14 protein-coding genes, 1 riboswitch and 1 other annotated feature are annotated in these 17,636 nt (G+C 37.0%); of the genes, 10 read left to right on the top strand and 4 right to left on the bottom strand.

Annotated elements, in window-relative coordinates:
- The first annotated feature begins 250 nt into the window (after window positions 1-250).
- The 4 genes from spoVID to J0N78_RS05365 all read left to right on the top strand — a co-directional run bounded on the left by spoVID (window position 251) and on the right by J0N78_RS05365 (window position 7,266).
- Window positions 251-1,513: a stage VI sporulation protein D gene (spoVID, locus tag J0N78_RS05380; RefSeq protein WP_209121997.1), complete on the top strand. Its 1,263-nt coding sequence runs from the start codon at window positions 251-253 to the stop codon at window positions 1,511-1,513.
- 157 nt (window positions 1,514-1,670) lie between these two features.
- Window positions 1,671-2,594: a hypothetical protein gene (locus J0N78_RS05375; protein ID WP_209121996.1), complete on the top strand. Its 924-nt coding sequence runs from the start codon at window positions 1,671-1,673 to the stop codon at window positions 2,592-2,594.
- On the top strand, window positions 2,591-3,619 hold the full coding sequence (ysxE, locus tag J0N78_RS05370) for a spore coat protein YsxE (RefSeq protein ID WP_209121995.1): 1,029 nt from the start codon (window positions 2,591-2,593) through the stop codon (window positions 3,617-3,619). The genes J0N78_RS05375 and ysxE overlap by 4 nt, the downstream gene beginning before the upstream one ends.
- 540 nt (window positions 3,620-4,159) lie before the next feature.
- Window positions 4,160-4,468: a binding site (T-box leader), on the top strand.
- A gap of 155 nt (window positions 4,469-4,623) precedes the next feature.
- Window positions 4,624-7,266, top strand: coding sequence for a valine--tRNA ligase (locus J0N78_RS05365; protein WP_209121994.1), 2,643 nt, complete (start codon window positions 4,624-4,626; stop codon window positions 7,264-7,266).
- An 87-nt stretch (window positions 7,267-7,353) separates the two neighbouring features.
- Here the strand turns inward: J0N78_RS05365 and J0N78_RS05360 are convergent, their stop codons facing one another.
- From J0N78_RS05360 to J0N78_RS05345, 4 genes are read right to left on the bottom strand one after another with little or no spacing between them, the layout of a single operon-like run.
- Entirely contained in the window at window positions 7,354-8,214 is an 861-nt protein-coding gene (locus J0N78_RS05360; RefSeq protein ID WP_209121993.1) for an ATP-grasp domain-containing protein, read from the bottom strand.
- Window positions 8,215-8,222: 8 nt separating this feature from the next.
- Window positions 8,223-9,122 carry an ATP-grasp domain-containing protein gene (locus J0N78_RS05355; RefSeq protein WP_209121992.1) on the bottom strand — a complete coding sequence of 300 codons (900 nt, stop codon included), beginning with the start codon at window positions 9,120-9,122 and terminating at the stop codon, window positions 8,223-8,225.
- Complete coding sequence (locus J0N78_RS05350) at window positions 9,119-9,781, bottom strand: hypothetical protein (protein ID WP_209121991.1); 663 nt, start codon at window positions 9,779-9,781, stop codon at window positions 9,119-9,121. The genes J0N78_RS05355 and J0N78_RS05350 overlap by 4 nt, the downstream gene beginning before the upstream one ends.
- 16 nt (window positions 9,782-9,797) lie before the next feature.
- The gene (locus tag J0N78_RS05345) at window positions 9,798-11,732 is read right to left on the bottom strand and encodes a hypothetical protein (RefSeq protein WP_209121990.1); all 1,935 of its coding nucleotides are present in this window, start codon (window positions 11,730-11,732) and stop codon (window positions 9,798-9,800) included.
- 106 nt (window positions 11,733-11,838) lie between these two features.
- On the opposite strand from J0N78_RS05345, the gene J0N78_RS05340 reads away from it, so the two are divergent.
- From J0N78_RS05340 to J0N78_RS05315, 6 genes are all read left to right on the top strand, one after another.
- Entirely contained in the window at window positions 11,839-13,137 is a 1,299-nt protein-coding gene (locus J0N78_RS05340; RefSeq protein ID WP_209121989.1) for a bifunctional folylpolyglutamate synthase/dihydrofolate synthase, read from the top strand.
- A gap of 149 nt (window positions 13,138-13,286) precedes the next feature.
- Complete coding sequence (locus J0N78_RS05335; protein ID WP_209121988.1) at window positions 13,287-15,023, top strand: sensor domain-containing diguanylate cyclase; 1,737 nt, start codon at window positions 13,287-13,289, stop codon at window positions 15,021-15,023.
- A gap of 248 nt (window positions 15,024-15,271) precedes the next feature.
- A riboswitch (cyclic di-GMP riboswitch) is annotated at window positions 15,272-15,355 on the top strand.
- A 201-nt stretch (window positions 15,356-15,556) separates the two neighbouring features.
- Window positions 15,557-15,874, top strand: coding sequence for a prepilin-type N-terminal cleavage/methylation domain-containing protein (locus J0N78_RS25710; RefSeq protein ID WP_247747146.1), 318 nt, complete (start codon window positions 15,557-15,559; stop codon window positions 15,872-15,874).
- Between the two features lie 78 nt (window positions 15,875-15,952).
- Window positions 15,953-16,705 carry a prepilin peptidase gene (locus J0N78_RS05325; RefSeq protein ID WP_209121987.1) on the top strand — a complete coding sequence of 251 codons (753 nt, stop codon included), beginning with the start codon at window positions 15,953-15,955 and terminating at the stop codon, window positions 16,703-16,705.
- Window positions 16,706-16,716: 11 nt separating this feature from the next.
- The gene (locus J0N78_RS05320; RefSeq protein WP_209121986.1) at window positions 16,717-17,172 is read left to right on the top strand and encodes a type IV pilus modification PilV family protein; all 456 of its coding nucleotides are present in this window, start codon (window positions 16,717-16,719) and stop codon (window positions 17,170-17,172) included.
- Window positions 17,172-17,627, top strand: a complete 456-nt coding sequence (locus J0N78_RS05315; RefSeq protein WP_209121985.1) for a PilW family protein — start codon at window positions 17,172-17,174, stop codon at window positions 17,625-17,627. The genes J0N78_RS05320 and J0N78_RS05315 overlap by 1 nt, the downstream gene beginning before the upstream one ends.
- Window positions 17,628-17,636 lie beyond the last annotated feature (9 nt).

The following is a 17,636-nucleotide window of genomic DNA, read 5'->3' as shown; positions in this document are numbered from 1 at the left end:
CAAATATATCAGTCTAACTCTTATTCAAAACTCTATCCACCAAATGAGACCACATTTTAACAAACACTACTAGAGACTGTCACACGGCAGCTATTACTAATTCATCAACCTGCTTCCACTAACGATATTCATCTTTTTATCAATAATAAAAAAATTTTTTTCATAACAAGGAAGGTCTTGTCATACAGTTTAATGTACAGAGCATGAACGTAACTGGGGGTAAACTTTTTGAAACAAGGAGGAACGTCCATTGACACAAGATCATCCATCTAAACTGTCATTTTCCATTGAGGAATCGGTGTGGTTAAATAAAGGGCAAGAAGTCGCAGAGATTTTATCCATGTCACTAGATCCCGAAATCCGCATTGAAGAGAAGAATGACCACGTTGTAATTAAAGGTGGCCTCCGTCTTTATGGAGAATACCGCCCTGTGCAAAATGAAACTGAAGACACAAAAGAGGAAGAAGTTGCTTTTCGTTCATTTGAGGAAGTTACTTTAAATGATCAAAACATCGGTGAAATTAAGCATTTTTTCCCAATTGATGTCACGATTCCACTAAGTCGAATTCAAAACATTGATGATGTTTACGTACAGGTAGAGTCATTTGACTACGACTTACCAGAAAAAAGTTGTTTACAGCTTACAGCAGATGTAGCGATAAGTGGAATGAGTACTCAGCAAGAAGAAGTAAAACGACCAGATTTTCCAACAGAACCAACACTACCCGAGTCCTTTCCACAAATGGAGCGGCCGCCATCTTTTCAACCATTTCCGGCGTTTTCATTTGAGGCAAAAAAGCAAGCAACACCAAATTATCAGGTAGATAGGGAAAAACCTGAAGAAGAAGCAAAAAATGTCGTTCCATTCACTTCAGAGTATGAATCAGGCTATGAAAGACGAAATGGATATACTAACTATTCAGAAACACCTAAATATGAAATTGAAAGTGATGAGCAAACTTATAACCAAGAGCATACTGTACCAAGTCAAGCGCGGGAATCCAATATTGAAGCTAGACCAGAAGTGATAGAACCAAAGGAACCGAGTCCAATTACAAACTTTGTTCCGACTCACTCACGATCGTCTGAACAGGTAACTAATAGTGAATCAGAATTTAGTGAAGAAGAAAACGTAGAAGCAGTGGAAGAACAGGAAGATGAAACGAAAATTAATTTTGCTCCGTTAAAAAAGTTAAGTGAACGTCCTCCTGCAGATATTGAAGTTGAAGCAGAAACAGTAGAAGATGAGCAATTGGAGCAATCAGTTGAATCTGTAAAAGAACCTAAATCAAGACAAGATGAAAATGCATTATATTTAACAAAGATGCTAGCGGATGGAGAAGAGCAGTTCTCGAAATTAAAAATGTGCATCATTCAAGAAAATGAGTCATTAGATACGATTGCTGAGCGATATGAATTATCAACAAGTCAAATTATTCGAGTGAATCGCTTAAATGAAGAGCGAGTAGAAGAAGGTCAAATCTTGTATATCCCAGTAGGGTCCAAACGCTAATATAAACGATTGTTGAGGAGGGTGACTCAGTAGTTATGTGCCAGCTCCACGCCGCGCGATAAGGTGAACATAAATGAATTCCGCCTTTAAACGCTTGTGTGAAGAATGCAGACACTGTTGAGTGACCCTCTATCTTTAAAAAAAGGAGAAAAAAAGTATGGACATTCTCCCGTTAATTCAAGAAAACTATCCATTTGAAATTATTTCAAAGCTAGATGATGGAATTATCAATACAAACCAGGGTAGAAAAAGGTATCGGCTTTGGAACGATGAGAATTTATTAAACTGGCATCAAGAGTGGCGGGATAAATGTAGCCAAGTTCCTTACCAATTAACAGATCGAATGCTCCAAACAAAAGATGAAAATAAAGCAATAAAAATAGAAGATGGATGGTTGACAGTTCATGACGAATTAGAAGATCTATTTCCTACGAAAGACTATGAACAGAAGTGGGCGTGTATTATCGCTCGGATGATTGAATTTGGTGAGCAAAAAAAGGACGACATACAAGTGGCAGGCAAACGAGATTTTCCTTCGATATCACAATGGAAAATTTGGGTGAATACTACATCAGTTCTTAATGAAAAAAAACGAATGATTTTACAATCCTGTATTCAAGAAGCGATGCGGAGAAAGCATAAGTCGCTAGAATTAACAAAATCAAATAAAAATAAAAGACTTCCTATAATGGACAAGATCTCGTCTTTAACCCAAGCCAAAAAAATCTTTGACCTATTTGTCTGGCAAGGTACCTCAGATGCACCAGAATGCGGCTTTATTAGTTTCACAAGCTTTTTACAGCAGTGGGCAGGTGAAAACGGAGAAGAGTCTTTATTAAAACTATTAAACGGCATAGATGAACAAATCCAGCTTAGGCAAAATTACGGAACCGATTTGCTTGCAGAGGCATGGTTGCCATGGGAGTTAGCAGATTCGATGGAACGATTTCAACAATGTGAAGAAACCGAGGAGGTCGATGTGCATTTTTCAACCTTTCAAAAAGAATGGAATGAACGACGTCAACTCGTTCTTAGCTTAATCAAGTGGCTAAATGAAGATAGAAAGAAGGTGGCAACATGACCGATCGATCTATCATAGATCGTTATGCTCCAATCCTATTCCATTATGATTTATATCCAGAGCATATTGAACATTTGGGAAAAGTAAAACAGGTTAAAACAAACCGAGGCATGTTTGCGTTGAAAGAAGCTCATATGAACCGACAGCAAGGTGAGCTATTCGTCCAAGTCATGCGCAAATTAGACCGACTCGGTTATCACCAACTAATTCCGATCTTACCGACGAAATACGGTGAATATATTTTATCGACAGAAGATAGATCTTATTATTTAATGCCTTGGATTGATGATGCACCGTATCAAGATCAAATATCTAGGGAAGAAAAAATAATCGATCAACTTGGTGTTATTCATCGTCTGACTGCAAAAACGGATGAATATTCGAAGGACACCATCGAAGAAGCGCATCAAGCTTTATTACAACGTTGGGACATGCGGAGATTAGAGCTAGAACGATTTGCTGATGAGGCAGAAGGGCGAAGTTATATATCTCCATTCCAGCTAACGTATTTAACTCATGTTCATCAGATGTTATTAATGGTCGAAGATGCAAAACGACATTTGAAAAATTGGTACGATATATGTGTTGAAAAAGGAACGTATCGTACTGTTTTATGTCATGGGAAAGCGTCGCGAAAGCATACATTATTTAACAAAAATGGCGACCCTATTTTATTTAATTTTGAACGAGCATCAATGGACACACCTGCCCGCGACCTCGCCTTATTTTGCCGACAATCATTTGTATATAATTTATGGAATGAAGAGGAGATGGTTCGTTGGTTCGGAACATATGACAGAAACATATCATTACTAGATGAGGAGAAGGAGTTACTATTTGGATACTTATGCTTTCCAGAGCCAATATTATTCTCCCTCCATCTGTATTTACAACAAAGGCAAGAGAAGCCAGAGCTTTATCATGTTCAACGGTTAGAAAAGCGTTTTCATATGATGAGAAAAGTACAAAGGTTAAAAGGTTATATACTAAAAAAAGAAGAGCAAACCGCTCAATTCGAGCAATAATAAGAGGCTGTCCTAAAAGTGTTCGCGCTCCTCGCCTATATAATATAAAGAGTATGAAAGCGAAGAATCTTTATATCATGGCTGAGGTGCCGGTCACTTTGATTAGGGGCAGTCCCTATTATGGATAAAGTCTATTTTAAATGATGCGGAAAAAAAGTAGACCATATAAAATTGCAAACAAAGTTAATAAAATGACGTCAAATGTCGTTGGTAAAATAAGCGTTCGAATAAACTGAAAGCATAATAATGGAAAAAGTATTTGAATAATAATCAACCGTAGCTTAAATAACCAAAGAGGGGGACGAAACCGCTTGTATCGCTTTGACATGGCGATGCTCCTTCCTCAAATAGTCTATATACTTACAATATGCATAGGCGAGTTTAATGTGAAATCGAATGTGGTCATGCATAAAAAATGAAAAAAAAGGCGATGCTTTTATTGACGAAAAACTACCGGAAAAGGTAGAATAATATGCAGACTAACAATAATTTCATGTTCAAAAGGAGGACAAAAAAACAAACTTTTGAACTGCCTTATACATAAATGCTTAGACAGGGAAGAGTAAATTCAAAACCCTTCAGAGAGAAAAATCAGTAGCTGTGAGATTTTTCAGGATGTATGAATTGAACGTCACCCTCGAGCAGCTCTTTTGAACTTGTCTGAATATAAATTTTACGGTTGCCCAAATATTGTTTACAATCAATTTATTGTAAATATGGATGCGTAATTTTTTTATTCAGCTATTAGTAGATAGAGTCGGTAGGACCGTTATCTGAATGAAGTGTGTAAGCTTTTTTTAGCTTGCAAACAAAGGTGGTACCGCGAATACAACTCTCTTCGTCCTTTGGGTGGAGGGGGTTTTTTGATGTTTGTAGTTGCCTTTGTTTAGTTATCAATATTTATATCCTCTTTAATCTATAATTTTCAAAAAAAACAAAGGTCTCAGTGATATCTGGACTTAGCAATAAGTCGAGTTCTTTTCAATACATAAGGAGGTCAAGTGATGGGAAATCAAGAAATGACAATGCCAACAAAGTATAGTCCACAGGATACAGAAGCGAAGTGGTACCCGTTTTGGGTCAATGGAAAGTTTTTTGAAGCAACTGGTAAAGAAGGGAAGAAGCCTTATACGATTGTGATTCCACCACCAAACGTAACGGGTAAGCTCCACTTAGGTCATGCATGGGATACAACTTTACAAGATATTTTAATTCGTACAAAGCGAATGCAAGGTTATGATGCATTATGGCTGCCAGGAATGGATCACGCTGGGATTGCGACTCAAGCAAAAGTTGAAGGAAAGCTACGTGAGGAAGGACTTAGCCGCTATGATTTAGGGCGAGAGAAATTTCTTGAAAAATCGTGGGAGTGGAAAGAAGAGTATGCCTCACACATACGTGAGCAATGGGCAAAGCTTGGATTAGCGCTCGATTATTCACGTGAGCGTTTTACGTTAGATGAAGGATTGTCAAAAGCGGTTCGTGAAGTCTTCGTTCGTCTTTACGAAAAAGGGTTAATTTATCGCGGGGAATACATTATTAACTGGGATCCGCAAACGAAAACCGCTTTATCTGATATCGAAGTTATTTATAAAGATGTGCAAGGTGCGTTTTATCATATGAAATATCCACTCGTTGATGGGAGTGGATATATTGAAGTGGCGACGACTCGACCTGAAACGATGCTAGGAGATACTGCAGTTGCTGTTCATCCCGAAGATGATCGGTACAAGCACTTAATCGGTAAAAAAGTAAAGCTCCCTATCGTTGGGCGCGAAATTGAAATTGTTGGCGATGACTATGTCGACATGGAATTTGGTTCAGGTGCGGTTAAAATTACACCTGCTCATGACCCAAATGACTTTGAAATTGGCAACCGTCATAATTTAGAACGCGTTTTAGTGATGTCAGAAGACGGAAAAATGAATGAAAATGCAGATAAGTATCAAGGGATGGATCGCTTCGAATGCCGTAAACAAATCGTTAAAGATTTACAAGACATGGGCGTTCTCTTTAAGATTGAGGAGCATACTCATTCTGTTGGTCATTCAGAGCGTAGTGGGGCTGTCGTTGAACCTTATCTTTCTACACAATGGTTTGTCAAAATGGAGCCACTAGCAAAAGCAGCTATTGAATTACAAAAGTCCGATGGCAAAGTGAACTTTGTTCCAGAACGTTTTGAAAAAACTTATCTCCATTGGATCGAGAACATTCGTGATTGGTGTATTTCACGCCAGTTATGGTGGGGGCATCGCATTCCAGCATGGTACCATAAACAAACTGGTGAAGTGTTTGTTGCTCATGAAGCACCGAAAGATATTGAAAACTGGGAGCAAGACAATGATGTATTAGATACATGGTTCTCATCAGCATTATGGCCATTTTCAACGATGGGCTGGCCAAATATTGAAAGCGCCGATTTCAAACGTTATTATTCAACAGATGTACTTGTAACAGGTTATGATATCATCTATTTCTGGGTTGCAAGAATGATCTTCCAAGGTCTTGAATTTACAGATAAGCGTCCGTTTAAAGATGTTCTTATTCACGGTTTGGTCCGCGATTCGCAAGGGCGTAAGATGAGTAAATCACTAGGAAACGGCGTTGATCCGATGGACGTAATCGACAAATATGGTGCAGATGCACTTCGCTTTTTCCTAGCAACAGGAAGTTCCCCAGGAAACGATTTACGTTTCTATTGGGAAAAGGTTGAATCGACGTGGAACTTTGCGAATAAAATTTGGAACGCTTCTCGGTTTGCATTAATGAATATGAACGGCTTGAAATATGAAGAAATCGATCTATCGGGAGAAAAATCAATTGCCGATCAATGGATCTTAACTCGACTTCAAGAAACCATTGAGTCTGTTACCCGATTAACCGAAGCGTATGAATTCGGTGAAGTAGGCCGCGTTCTTTATAATTTCATTTGGGACGATTTCTGTGACTGGTACATTGAAATGGCTAAGCTGCCGTTGTATGGGGAGAATGAAGAAGCGAAGCAAACTACTCGTTCCGTACTAGCATATGTTTTAGATCAAACGCTTCGTTTATTGCACCCGTTAATGCCGTTTATTACCGAGGAAATATGGCAACATTTGCCGCATAAAGGCGAATCGATAACGGTTGCTGCTTGGCCTGAAAAACAAGGCGACTTAATATTTGCCAATGCTGTAGTAGATTTTAACTTATTAAAAGATATTATTCGTTCTGTACGTAACACACGTTCTGAACTGAATGTACCAATGAGTAAGCAAATTGAACTACACATTAAAGCAAAAGATGAACAAGTTCTTGGTCAATTAAACCGTGGTCTTCAGTACATCGAAAAGTTCTGTAACCCAAGTGAGTTAAAGCTTGGAACAGACTTACCAACACCTGAAAAGTCAATGTCTAATGTGTTAACTGGAGTAGAATTATTCTTACCTTTAGCAGGCTTACTAGACCTTGATGCGGAAATTGCTCGCTTAGAAAAAGAACTTGAAAAGTTAGATAAAGAAGTCGAGCGTGTTCAGAAGAAATTAAGTAATCAAGGCTTTATTGCGAAAGCACCTGAAAAAGTCATCGAAGAAGAAAAAGCGAAAGAAAAAGATTATATCGAAAAGCGCGAAGCAGTCCAAGCGAGAATTGCTGAGCTAAAAGGGTAATCGAAAAGGCTGATTCTAATTAGGTTCAGCTCTAGATCAACGTGTTTCAATTAGAAGTACTTCGATCTAGTGGTTTGACCTAAAGAATCAGCCTTTATTTAATTTTGCTTTAATATGCTGTAAATACAGCTCCACAATATTAATGTCAGACGTAGAGCTTAATGTACGGCTGCCAACAACATCTTCAATTTCATTAAATAAAAGATTTCCTACCTCATCGAATAAAAAATCGATTCCGACAAAATCAAAGTCAAACAAATGAATGATTTTATAAATCATTGCTTGTTCAACTTCAGATAATGGATACAATTGTGCCGAACCTCCGAGTGTGAAGTTCGCTTTAAAATCAGTCGTCGAGCTTCGTAACACGGCTGCAATGATTTCTTTTCCAATTACAAATACACGTAAATCCTTTCCTATCGTTCCAGCTGGACGTTGGACAATGACATCCCTGGCTATAAATGTATTCACGTTTTGAAAATACTCTTCTTTATCTGAAATGAAAAAAACTTGTTTACCACCGCGTCCTTTTGCATCTTTAATGATAAAAGGGAAAGGAAATGGGATCATAGACAACTCGCCTGAAAAATCGTTTAAAAAAACCGTATCAACTGTCGGAATAGAAGCCGATGCTATGTATTGATGGGTTTTTGCTTTATGGTTACAAATCTCAGAGACAATGGCTGAATTAAATACTCGAATGCCTAAACTTTCAAGTTGTTTACTAAAAAAAGGATCCATGATACGAGCGATTGCAAAATCAGGGAGAGTAACTTTTTTATTTTCATACATCACTGATAATTCCGATTCGGTAATTCCGATCTGAAAATACTCCCGTAATAATAGCTTAATCGAAAGGTTTAGTTTTTTGCCTTCTGCTTGTATCCAGTTAATATACGCTTTATTTCTAATTGCTTCGTTTTTGGGGTAAATTAACCACCCATTCATGTACACACTCACCTTTTAAGTATTTCTACAATATAATTGATCATTGAATCAGCAACATTAATGCCAGTACATTCAAAAATATTACGAATATGCGCGTTGGAGTTCACTTCACACACATAACGTTGTCCATTTTCACCGAATAATAAATCGACGCCAGCAAAGTCGGTTCCAACCACTTTAGAGCATGTGACTGCTAACTGAACCTCTTCAGGTGTCGGCTCATAAGGCTTCATCGTAGCTCCTGCACTAACATTGGCTCGAAAATCAGCTGTTGATTCCCTAAGCATTGCGGCAACAACGCGATCACCGACAACGTTTAATCGAATGTCTTTCCCATAACTCGTATGAATTAATTCTTGAATGACAAATGGGGTCGTGCCTACTTTTATTACTTTCTCAAAAAAAGTGTCAAATGAGTCGATTAAATATACTTGTTGTCCAAACGATCCAAATGCCTCTTTCATAACAAATGGATAACCGAGCTCATCTGCAATCTGTTTGTAATACATAGCATCGACTGCTTCTACTGAAAAAAAACGCATTGGTGCTATAATCGTTTTCGGGATCGGTAACTGGTTATCTGCTAACACTTGATACATGAGTGTTTTATCATCACAATTTTCAATCGATTGTGCCGAGTTAAATAGTGGGATTTGTAGTGTTTCAAGCTGCTGTGCAAGCCTAATATCTTTATCAGCAAAAATGACAAAATCAGGATATTTCCCTTCGTAAGGCCCTTTAATTATGGATTGGCCACTTTCAATCGTAACCACTAATTCACTGTTTTTTATAAGGATCGTTTCGATACCTTTTCTATGTGCAGCTGCTTGTACCCATTTGGCATAATCCAAAAATTTTTCTGCTTTCAAGCTTCCATTATAAATAATCCAACCTGTTAGTTTTTTCATGCCGCTCCTCTTTCATTTAAATAGTGAACGATTTCTGTAAGTGCATCTAAAATACGATTAAAGTCAGTTGCATCCGTTTCTGATTGTAAGAAACGCCAATTGATTTCTAGTTGAAATGCTATGATACCGCACTCTCTTGAAACTGTAGAAGATACAGTATGGGCAAATCCAGCCGTAAAGATGTGGTCAATTAGTACATTTTCGAATTGATGGTTGAGAAAAATCGCTTGGATTCTTTCACTTAATTCCAGCTGTTGCTGAATATTTCGACCACGTCCCGTACCAATATCGATCGAATGGGGGCGCTGATCGGACATAATATGTAAGTCCAACACATATTGAATGTGATGGTGTTTTACCTTTTCCACAAGCATGTCTTTATATGGGTTTACTTTATCATAGTTTGCATCATCTTGATTGTTTTTCGTCTTATATGCTCCGTAACAGCCTGTTCTTTCGTGGAGAAAGTGGGTGAGGACACCCGTCAAATATTCGGCTCTTTTTTCTTTACCTTCTCGTAACTGAGGAACACTATGTGGTGCGGATATGAGAGTGTGCCCATTCCCTGGTAAAAATAAGAAATGGTTATCGCTACTCATATCTTGATGATAAAAACGTTCATTAAGGGTCAATATATCCTTTATTGTTGGTTTTTGCATGTTGTATTCTCCAATATTATTCATTTGAGATACTCTCTCTTACTTTCGAAAATGAAATGTAAATAGATATAGGGATTAAAATACATAGTATCATTATCATATAACCGATGGAAAGTCCAGTGGACATCGTAGTTAATACAGCTGCAATAATCGAGAAAAATTGTAAGTTTAAATTCTTACGAAATAAGTAGGGTAAACATCGCTGTACTTCAATGACCTTACCGACGTTTTTTAATCCGAGTTCACTACGGATCGGTGCAGGTATACCAATTGATATATTCAATGAACTTTCAGACGGAATGATATTCGTTTCACGAGCTAAATCAACCGAATCCATTGCTAGCACACGAACTTTTACTTCTGTCGCTCGATTTTTTAATACGATCGTATCTGTTTCTTCTAGCCCTAATAGTTTTAACGAATGAGATGACATCCTGACGATATTGCTAGCTTCATCTGTTGAATAAGGGCGGATTACTTTTAACTGCAACGTTGCTTGCCGAATCATTTTTTCTGCGATCCAGTTCTTCGTTCTTTTAATCAAAGAATGTTTCTCCCTTTTTACCGAGTAATCATACAAAGGATATAGCTTAGCATCTGTGTACCCGACTTGTTGTAATGCAGCTATTAAAGCTTGTCTCTCAATATACGGAAAGAAAGGAACCGCATTACCGTTTTCGTAATGCTTTAATACGTAATGAATTTTGTCATCCGCTTTTGAATCGTTATAGAAACGTTCGTAATAATAATCCGATAAAATATCAGGTGGTAGTTCATAATCTATAAATTGTCTTTGGAGAAAGTTCAAGCGTACCGTTCCATCATCGAGGTTTGGATTGGATGTGATATTCGATCGCTGGATATCAAATGAAGCACCTGTAACGGTATTGACCAATTCAAACATCGAACAATGATGATCGAAAGAGTCGTAGATGTCTTTTGAGACGATAATGTTCCCTTCTTTAATTGAATTAACATTCATAAGTCCTATTTTACGAAAAGAAGTACATGGGTATTTTTGAATAAGTAGAGTGTTCGCTTCGCCGTTCGTAATCTCTAATTTTTGTTTCGTAGAAAGACCAATTTGAATGTTATGCAACTGGGTAAATCGACTGTTCGCTTTCACAATACAACGTCTAGACCTCCCGTTTTTAGGATTCCAAAGACTAATATATTCATTTTCTACTACCCCAAGTACCTCTATTAGTTTTGGATGAAGATCAACACGGTTATGTGGGAAAATTCCGGTCAGACGAGTATTAGTAGACAATTTCACTGTCTTCATCGGTTTATTTGAAAAAACATCACTTTGTTGACAGGCGAAAGTCATTGCTATGAATGCAGTCAATAGTTTATGTACCGACCCATTATCGTTTGTATCTTGATTGAAGCTGTTTGGGAGATGGACAGTGATTTTCATAAACTTTTGCACGTTGACAAGTTCTGTATTGTGAATTTCTGTGTGAAGGTCAAAGTCATTTTGCTCCCAAATGGATCGAATTAATTTCTGATAGATAGACAGATTACTAGATTGATTTCCCTTAATTGTAATCGCCAATCGTTGTTGTGCAGGTTCTAAAGGCTTTCCGATTTCAATGATTGTTTGTAGCTGTTCGGTTTCGACTAGCTGGTTAACATGATTATTCAACCATTTCTCTGAGTGGTTTTTACTCGCCCGTTTCCGAAAATAAAAATGACAGTTCGTAATGGCGTGAACAACACTTCCGATTAAATAACTGTTCTGGACCACCTCATTAACAGTATGGTCAACAGCATAAGGAGCATAAATTAACACCTTACCGCTCCCTTTTTTATATGAAAGTGGTTGAAGCGCAAAGCGTGAGCCCTGATAGTTATGATCCATTAATTTATTCTCATATCGAGAGTGAATAGTCAATGCACTAGCTATCACTTCATCGTTAACTGCTGGAAAAGTTCTTTTTTCTAACATAAACTGACTCCCTTTGTAGTTGTTCCGATTCTCTGTTTTCGTTATAGTAACATTATCATAATTTTACCAAACAATTGATCATGTAAAAATAGGAGAGAGATTTAATATGGAACAGTCATTTGAAGAAATTGTTCAATTTATACAAAGTCGAAATGTCATTCAGCTAGGTTTAGAAAATATGAAAGGGTTTTTAACTGAAATCGGGAACCCGCATCATAAATTAAAAATAATACATATCGCTGGTACAAACGGTAAAGGTTCAACTTTAAACTTCATCAGAGAAATGTTAATGGGGGCAAATTATCAAGTAGGTACGTTTACAACGCCAGCGGTATTAAGTTATGAAGAGCAAATTTCAAAGAATAAGCAACCGATTACCAAAGACGAGTTCACCGGCGTTTTTCAGCAGTTAACCCCTTTCCGAAAGAGGTTTGAAAAGCGCGAACAAGTAGTACTTACCGAATTTGAATGTTTGACAGCTATGATGTTTTACTATTTTGCAAACGTTCAACCAGTTGATTTCGTCCTCGTGGAAACAGGTATGGGAGGACGGCTAGATGCTACCAACGTTTCTTTGCCATTATTGACGGTCATCACTAATATTGGCATGGACCATACACAACTACTAGGTAAGACGAAAGAAGAGATTGCTTTAGAAAAAGCTGGAATCATTAAACCTGGGGTGCCGCTCATAACAACGGAAGAAGATGAGAGGCTGCTAGCGCTATTTGAAAAAAAAACAGAACAAAATAAAGCAAAACTGTATGCTTATAAGGAAAACTTTTCAATTGAAACATGTAAATCGACTGAAGCTGGCCTACAGATGTTTTCCTTCATATCCCCATTTTGTAAATTAGGGAACCTAGAAATTTCGATGCTTGGAGAACATCAACTGAAAAATGCGTCACTTGCTTTAATGGTTATTGACTACTTAAAAACGTACCAAGCACTTATCATCACTGAGGAAGAGATCCGTCAAGCACTGAAGCACGCAGCTTGGATTGGGCGCTTTGAAAAGCTAAGCGAAAGTCCACTTGTTTATATAGACGGAGCTCATAACAATGAAGGGATCAAAGCATTAGCAAATATTTTACAAAAACAATTTACAGAAAAAAAGATTTCAGTATTGTTTGCTGCAACAAAGGAAAAAGAGATAGAGTCAATGCTCACGCCTTTATATGATGTCGTTCATGAAATTAGTTTTACTAGTTTTGACTTTTCGAGAGCGGCACGAGCAATTGATTTATATGAACAGTCTAGTTTTACAAATAAAAAATTAACGGGTGACTGGAGGAGTGAAATCAAAAATAAACTCTCAGCCTTAAGTGAAGACGATTTATTCTTAATAACAGGTTCCCTTTATTTTATCGCACAAGTAAGAGCTTATGTCTTGCAAATTGAATAAATGTAAAAAAGTAAATTTATAGTAAAATATAACTATTAATTACATTTTTACGGCCTTTAAAGTAGGAATTTTCTCACTATTGTAGTAATATAATAATTAGAGAATGAAATTTCAGAGAAAAGTAATGATTATAGTGGAGGGAGAGTGCTTTGACGAAATCGGTAAAAGTTTCATTGTGGGTCATTTGGATTATATTTACAGTTTTCTTTTTTGCCGCATTTAAACAATATGCTTTCCCTCAAATTGCTGGAAATGAAATGGACTTACTTTCTCTGTTCATTTTAGCAGGCATTGCTGCATTGTTTCCTATCCATTATAAAGGCTATTCGTTTGTCTTATTCCAATGGCTTTCACTAGCTAGCTTTCTTTTATATGGTCTTCTCATAGAAATGATGGTTACACAGTTTGCTCTTCTCGTTTCACTTGTTATTATGAAAATTAATCGAGAGAGCTTGTATCGACTGCCTCTGAATTCAATTATGTTTTTCATTACATCGCTTTCTTCAGCAGGAATATATTTCTTTATGGTCGCTCTTCCGCTACCGGTAGCTTTAGAACTATTTATGCCATTAGCTGCTTACGTTTGTACTTTTTTATTTGTAAATCATGTCTTAATCTATCTCATTCGAAATCAACTCGTGAAAGTCAAAACGAAATTTATTGATAAAGGGACGATCTGGGAGCTTGCAACAGCAGCCCTCGTATTGCCAATGAGTATAATTCTAGTTATGCTTTATCGAGAAATTGGCTTTACTGCATCTGGAATGATAGCTATTGCATTTATCGGAATTTCTATCATGCTAAAAGTCTACCGACGAAGTGAACAGATGAATGAACAACTCAAGAAAGTTAACGAACTTGGCATCGAGTTAAGTAGTACGTGGGAAGTAAAAGAAACAGCTCACTTGTTTATTGATAAAATAAAAGCATTATTTCAAAGTAATTATATTTATGTATATACTGTTGAAGAAGGAAAGCTAAAACTACTTGAAGGCTATCAAGAGAAGCCAAATAATATATTTTCAATCGGAAAAACAGTCGATTCAGTAACTGAAAAGGTTTATCGTAAGAAAAAAGTAATCGTCTTTCAAAACCGTAGCCAATGGCCAGCCCCAGAGCGACTATGGCTAAAAGGTGCCCATTCAGTCATGATTGTTCCGATTATTCAACACCGTGAATTAAAAGGTATAATTACGATTGCCGTTGATGAGAAAAATTCCTATAATAAACAAGATGTAACCTTAATCGAAATTCTTGCTAATTTCCTTGGTGTGGCGATCGATAACGCCCGTCATTACGAGACAACAAAAAAAGAAAGTGAGCGTTGTCCGTTAACCGACCTCTACAATTATCGCTCGTTTGAAAGAACATTAATTGAAGAATATGAACGAAGCATCATTCAGAAAGAAAAGCTCTCGGTGATCCTACTTGATATTGATCATTTTAAACCTGTTAACGACACGTACGGTCATCAAGCAGGAAACGATGTACTCTGCCAAATGGCGAGATTAATGGAAGACAATATAGGCGAAGAAGGTATTGTTGCACGCTATGGTGGCGAAGAATTTGTCATCTTATTAAAAGACACAAACGATCTGGTTGCTTATATGAAAGCAGAAACACTACGTATACAAATCGCAGACAACTTATTCCGAATCCATAACGATCTCAACGAAGGAGAGAAGATTTCAATCCACCTTACTGCAAGTATAGGTGTGGCAACAAGTGACGATGGAGAATCAAACCCCGTTTCACTTGTGAGACAAGCAGACCGCGCCATGTATACAGGAGCAAAACAGAAAGGTAGGAATCGAGTAGCAGTGTATGGAGATGGAAACGAATTGAATAAAAAAGTAGTAGCTTTAGAGGATACGTTAACAAGATAAACAGAAATAACAGATTAGTCTATTGATATCCGTGCATTTTTTATAGAATTGTGACTTTAGATGTGATTTTAACAAAAACTTTTTAAATTCTTAATAAAATATAGGTGCTTTTTGTTATAATTATACTATAGGCTACAACAAACAGACTAGTAAATAAAAGGGAATTCCGTAATAGTAATGACCTAAGTATCATGTCTTGTTATAATAGATTCAAGGTCATTAAAATAAATAAAGTAACGTTCAAGTTTGAAAATAAAAGGGGCAATGAATTACGACTTGTATGTGGGCACCTAAGTCGTACGGAGCTAGTGGTGCAACCGACTTTTACATACGACAATCTATGGAGGTGGTCGAGTAAAAGTTTTTTTTTGCTTTGAAAATGTCGCTTTTTGACAAAAAAAGTTGAAAAATAGTGAAATGCAGCATACACCCACGTTTAGATGAAATCTAATAAACTGTTGAGAGGCTTTGAGAGCTGATGTAGCTCTGAAGATATTTTTTCAAAAAACGATGAGGAAAAGGGGAGACTTTCCATGAAAGCACTTATTCAAAAACGTCTTAAAAATCAACGCGGTTTAACACTCATTGAGTTACTTGTAGTTATTGTGATTTTAGGGATTATCGCAGCGATAGCAATTCCGATGATTTCTAGCAATGTCAATGATGCAGAAACAAATTCTGTAGCACAAACTGTAGCAATTGTTAAGGATGCTTGGCAAAGAGCTGAACTTGACGGAATAACTGTAACTGGCGTAGATGATCTGGTAGACGAAGATTATGTAGAGCTTCCAGATGGAATTACTTGTACAGGAGACACTAGAGAAGATGTAAGTTGTCAAATAAGCAAGTAATAAAATTAATATTAGCTGTCGCTACATTTTGATAGTGGCAGCTTTTTATGAAATTAATATGAGAATGGGGAGATTATATTGCTTCTATTCGACATTTACATCATACTACTCGGACTACTATTCGGCAGCTTCTTCAACGTCGTAGCGATCCGTTTATTAAATCAACAATCTATAGCCTTCCCTCCTTCTCATTGTCCTCATTGTAAGCACAAATTATCGGTGTTTGATTTAGTCCCTGTATTTAGTTATTTGTTTTTAAAAGGGAAATGTCGTTATTGTCAATCCAAGATTACTCCATTGTATCTGTTTGGTGAGCTGTTAACAGCTACATCCATTTTTGTCGTTTATAAATTTGTAGGGTTACAACACGAGTTAATTCCAGCACTTATTCTAACTATTTTACTCGTTATTTCTATATTAACAGACATTCGGAAGCAACTCATTTTAGATGTGGTTACGTTTCCAATGCTTGGATTATTAATCATTACTCGCCTATTTATTGGAACAGAGCCTTTCTGGTACTATTTACTTGGTGGTGTTGTTGGTTTTGCATTGTTACTACTCGTTGCTATCGTCAGTAGAGGCGGTATGGGTGGTGGTGATGTAAAGCTCTATGCAGCAATTGGTGTCGCATTAGGGCCACAGATGACCGTTATGAGTCTTGTGTTAGCATCATTTGTCGGTGCGGTTATCGGTGGATTTCTATTGGTGTGCGGCATCGTTAAGCGAAAACAACCGATTGCTTTTGGACCGTTTATCTTTATTGGAACAGTAGCTGCCTATTTATTCGGTCAGAAGATATGGAATTGGTATATGAGTTTATTATGGTAAGGTGTGAGATTATGAAAAATCAAAAAGGAGTTACATTAATAGAGTTACTCGTAACCATTGTCCTTTTAGGAATTATAGTTATTCCTTTTCTCACCTTGATGACAGATGCTTTTACGAATACCGTTTCTCAAGGAAAGGAAACGCAAATTATATATTATGCCCAAGAAGTGATTGAAGAAGCGAGAATCATTACTTACCCTGAAGGTCTAGAAGGTGTAACGATTTACGGAACTTGTACGACGGAATTAGGCTGTTCAGAAATTGATCCAAATAATAGGATGGAACCAATATTAACAGATACAGATATTTTATATAAGCTTGTATTCAGTAATATAACTAACGTAACTAGTGATTTAGTACGGAACAAAGAATTGGAAAAAAGCTTTTACGAAATAAAAGTGATTGTGGAATCAACGAAACCTAATCCCAAGGAAGTAGAGTTCGTAACGGTGGTGAAAAAGCAGTAATGAGAAACCAACGTGGGATAACTTTAGTAGAGTTGCTTGTAACGATAACCATTATGACTGTGATTTCTGTACCCGTTTTTTTATTAGTAAATAGCACCTTAAAAGTCCATCATGAAACGACTATTGACAATGAATTACAGCATGAAGCGAGATTTATTACTCAATATATGAGTGAAAAAATGAGAGACGGGGCTGAATTTTACTTTTCTTCAGGGAGCTGGGAATTAAGTAAAGGCAATGATCTTTTTATTCGGTATGATGATTTGTCGAATGTGGTCTATTTAAAAGATGGTGACCATGAACTAACTCGTCATGTTGAATTTTTTACAGTTACACCAGAACCGATCGAAAATCCGAAAAAATATAATGTAACATTATTATTGAAAAGTCGAGATCGGTCATTTCAAGTACAAACGACGGTTTATTATGATGCACATTCACGTTATTTAAAATGAGGTGATAGG

Origin of the sequence: Alkalihalobacillus sp. BA299 (genome assembly GCF_017745675.1) — a bacterium.
In the GTDB taxonomy this organism is placed as follows: Bacteria; Bacillota; Bacilli; order Bacillales; family Bacillaceae_F; genus Alkalihalobacterium.
This window is presented reverse-complemented; position numbering and strand designations above follow the sequence as displayed.

Bases quoted from the DNA above. Each gene is read 5' to 3' on its own strand.
- J0N78_RS05350 (WP_209121991.1), bottom strand. From the start codon at position 9,781: ATGCAAAAACCAACAATAAAGGATATATTGACCCTTAATGAACGTTTT.
- ysxE (WP_209121995.1), top strand. From the start codon at position 2,591: ATGACCGATCGATCTATCATAGATCGTTATGCTCCAATCCTATTCCAT.
- J0N78_RS05315 (WP_209121985.1), top strand. From the start codon at position 17,172: ATGAGAAACCAACGTGGGATAACTTTAGTAGAGTTGCTTGTAACGATA.
- J0N78_RS25710 (WP_247747146.1), top strand. From the start codon at position 15,557: ATGAAAGCACTTATTCAAAAACGTCTTAAAAATCAACGCGGTTTAACA.
- J0N78_RS05340 (WP_209121989.1), top strand. From the start codon at position 11,839: ATGGAACAGTCATTTGAAGAAATTGTTCAATTTATACAAAGTCGAAAT.
- J0N78_RS05360 (WP_209121993.1), bottom strand. From the start codon at position 8,214: ATGAATGGGTGGTTAATTTACCCCAAAAACGAAGCAATTAGAAATAAA.
- J0N78_RS05320 (WP_209121986.1), top strand. From the start codon at position 16,717: ATGAAAAATCAAAAAGGAGTTACATTAATAGAGTTACTCGTAACCATT.
- J0N78_RS05345 (WP_209121990.1), bottom strand. From the start codon at position 11,732: ATGTTAGAAAAAAGAACTTTTCCAGCAGTTAACGATGAAGTGATAGCT.
- J0N78_RS05355 (WP_209121992.1), bottom strand. From the start codon at position 9,122: ATGAAAAAACTAACAGGTTGGATTATTTATAATGGAAGCTTGAAAGCA.
- J0N78_RS05375 (WP_209121996.1), top strand. From the start codon at position 1,671: ATGGACATTCTCCCGTTAATTCAAGAAAACTATCCATTTGAAATTATT.
- J0N78_RS05365 (WP_209121994.1), top strand. From the start codon at position 4,624: ATGGGAAATCAAGAAATGACAATGCCAACAAAGTATAGTCCACAGGAT.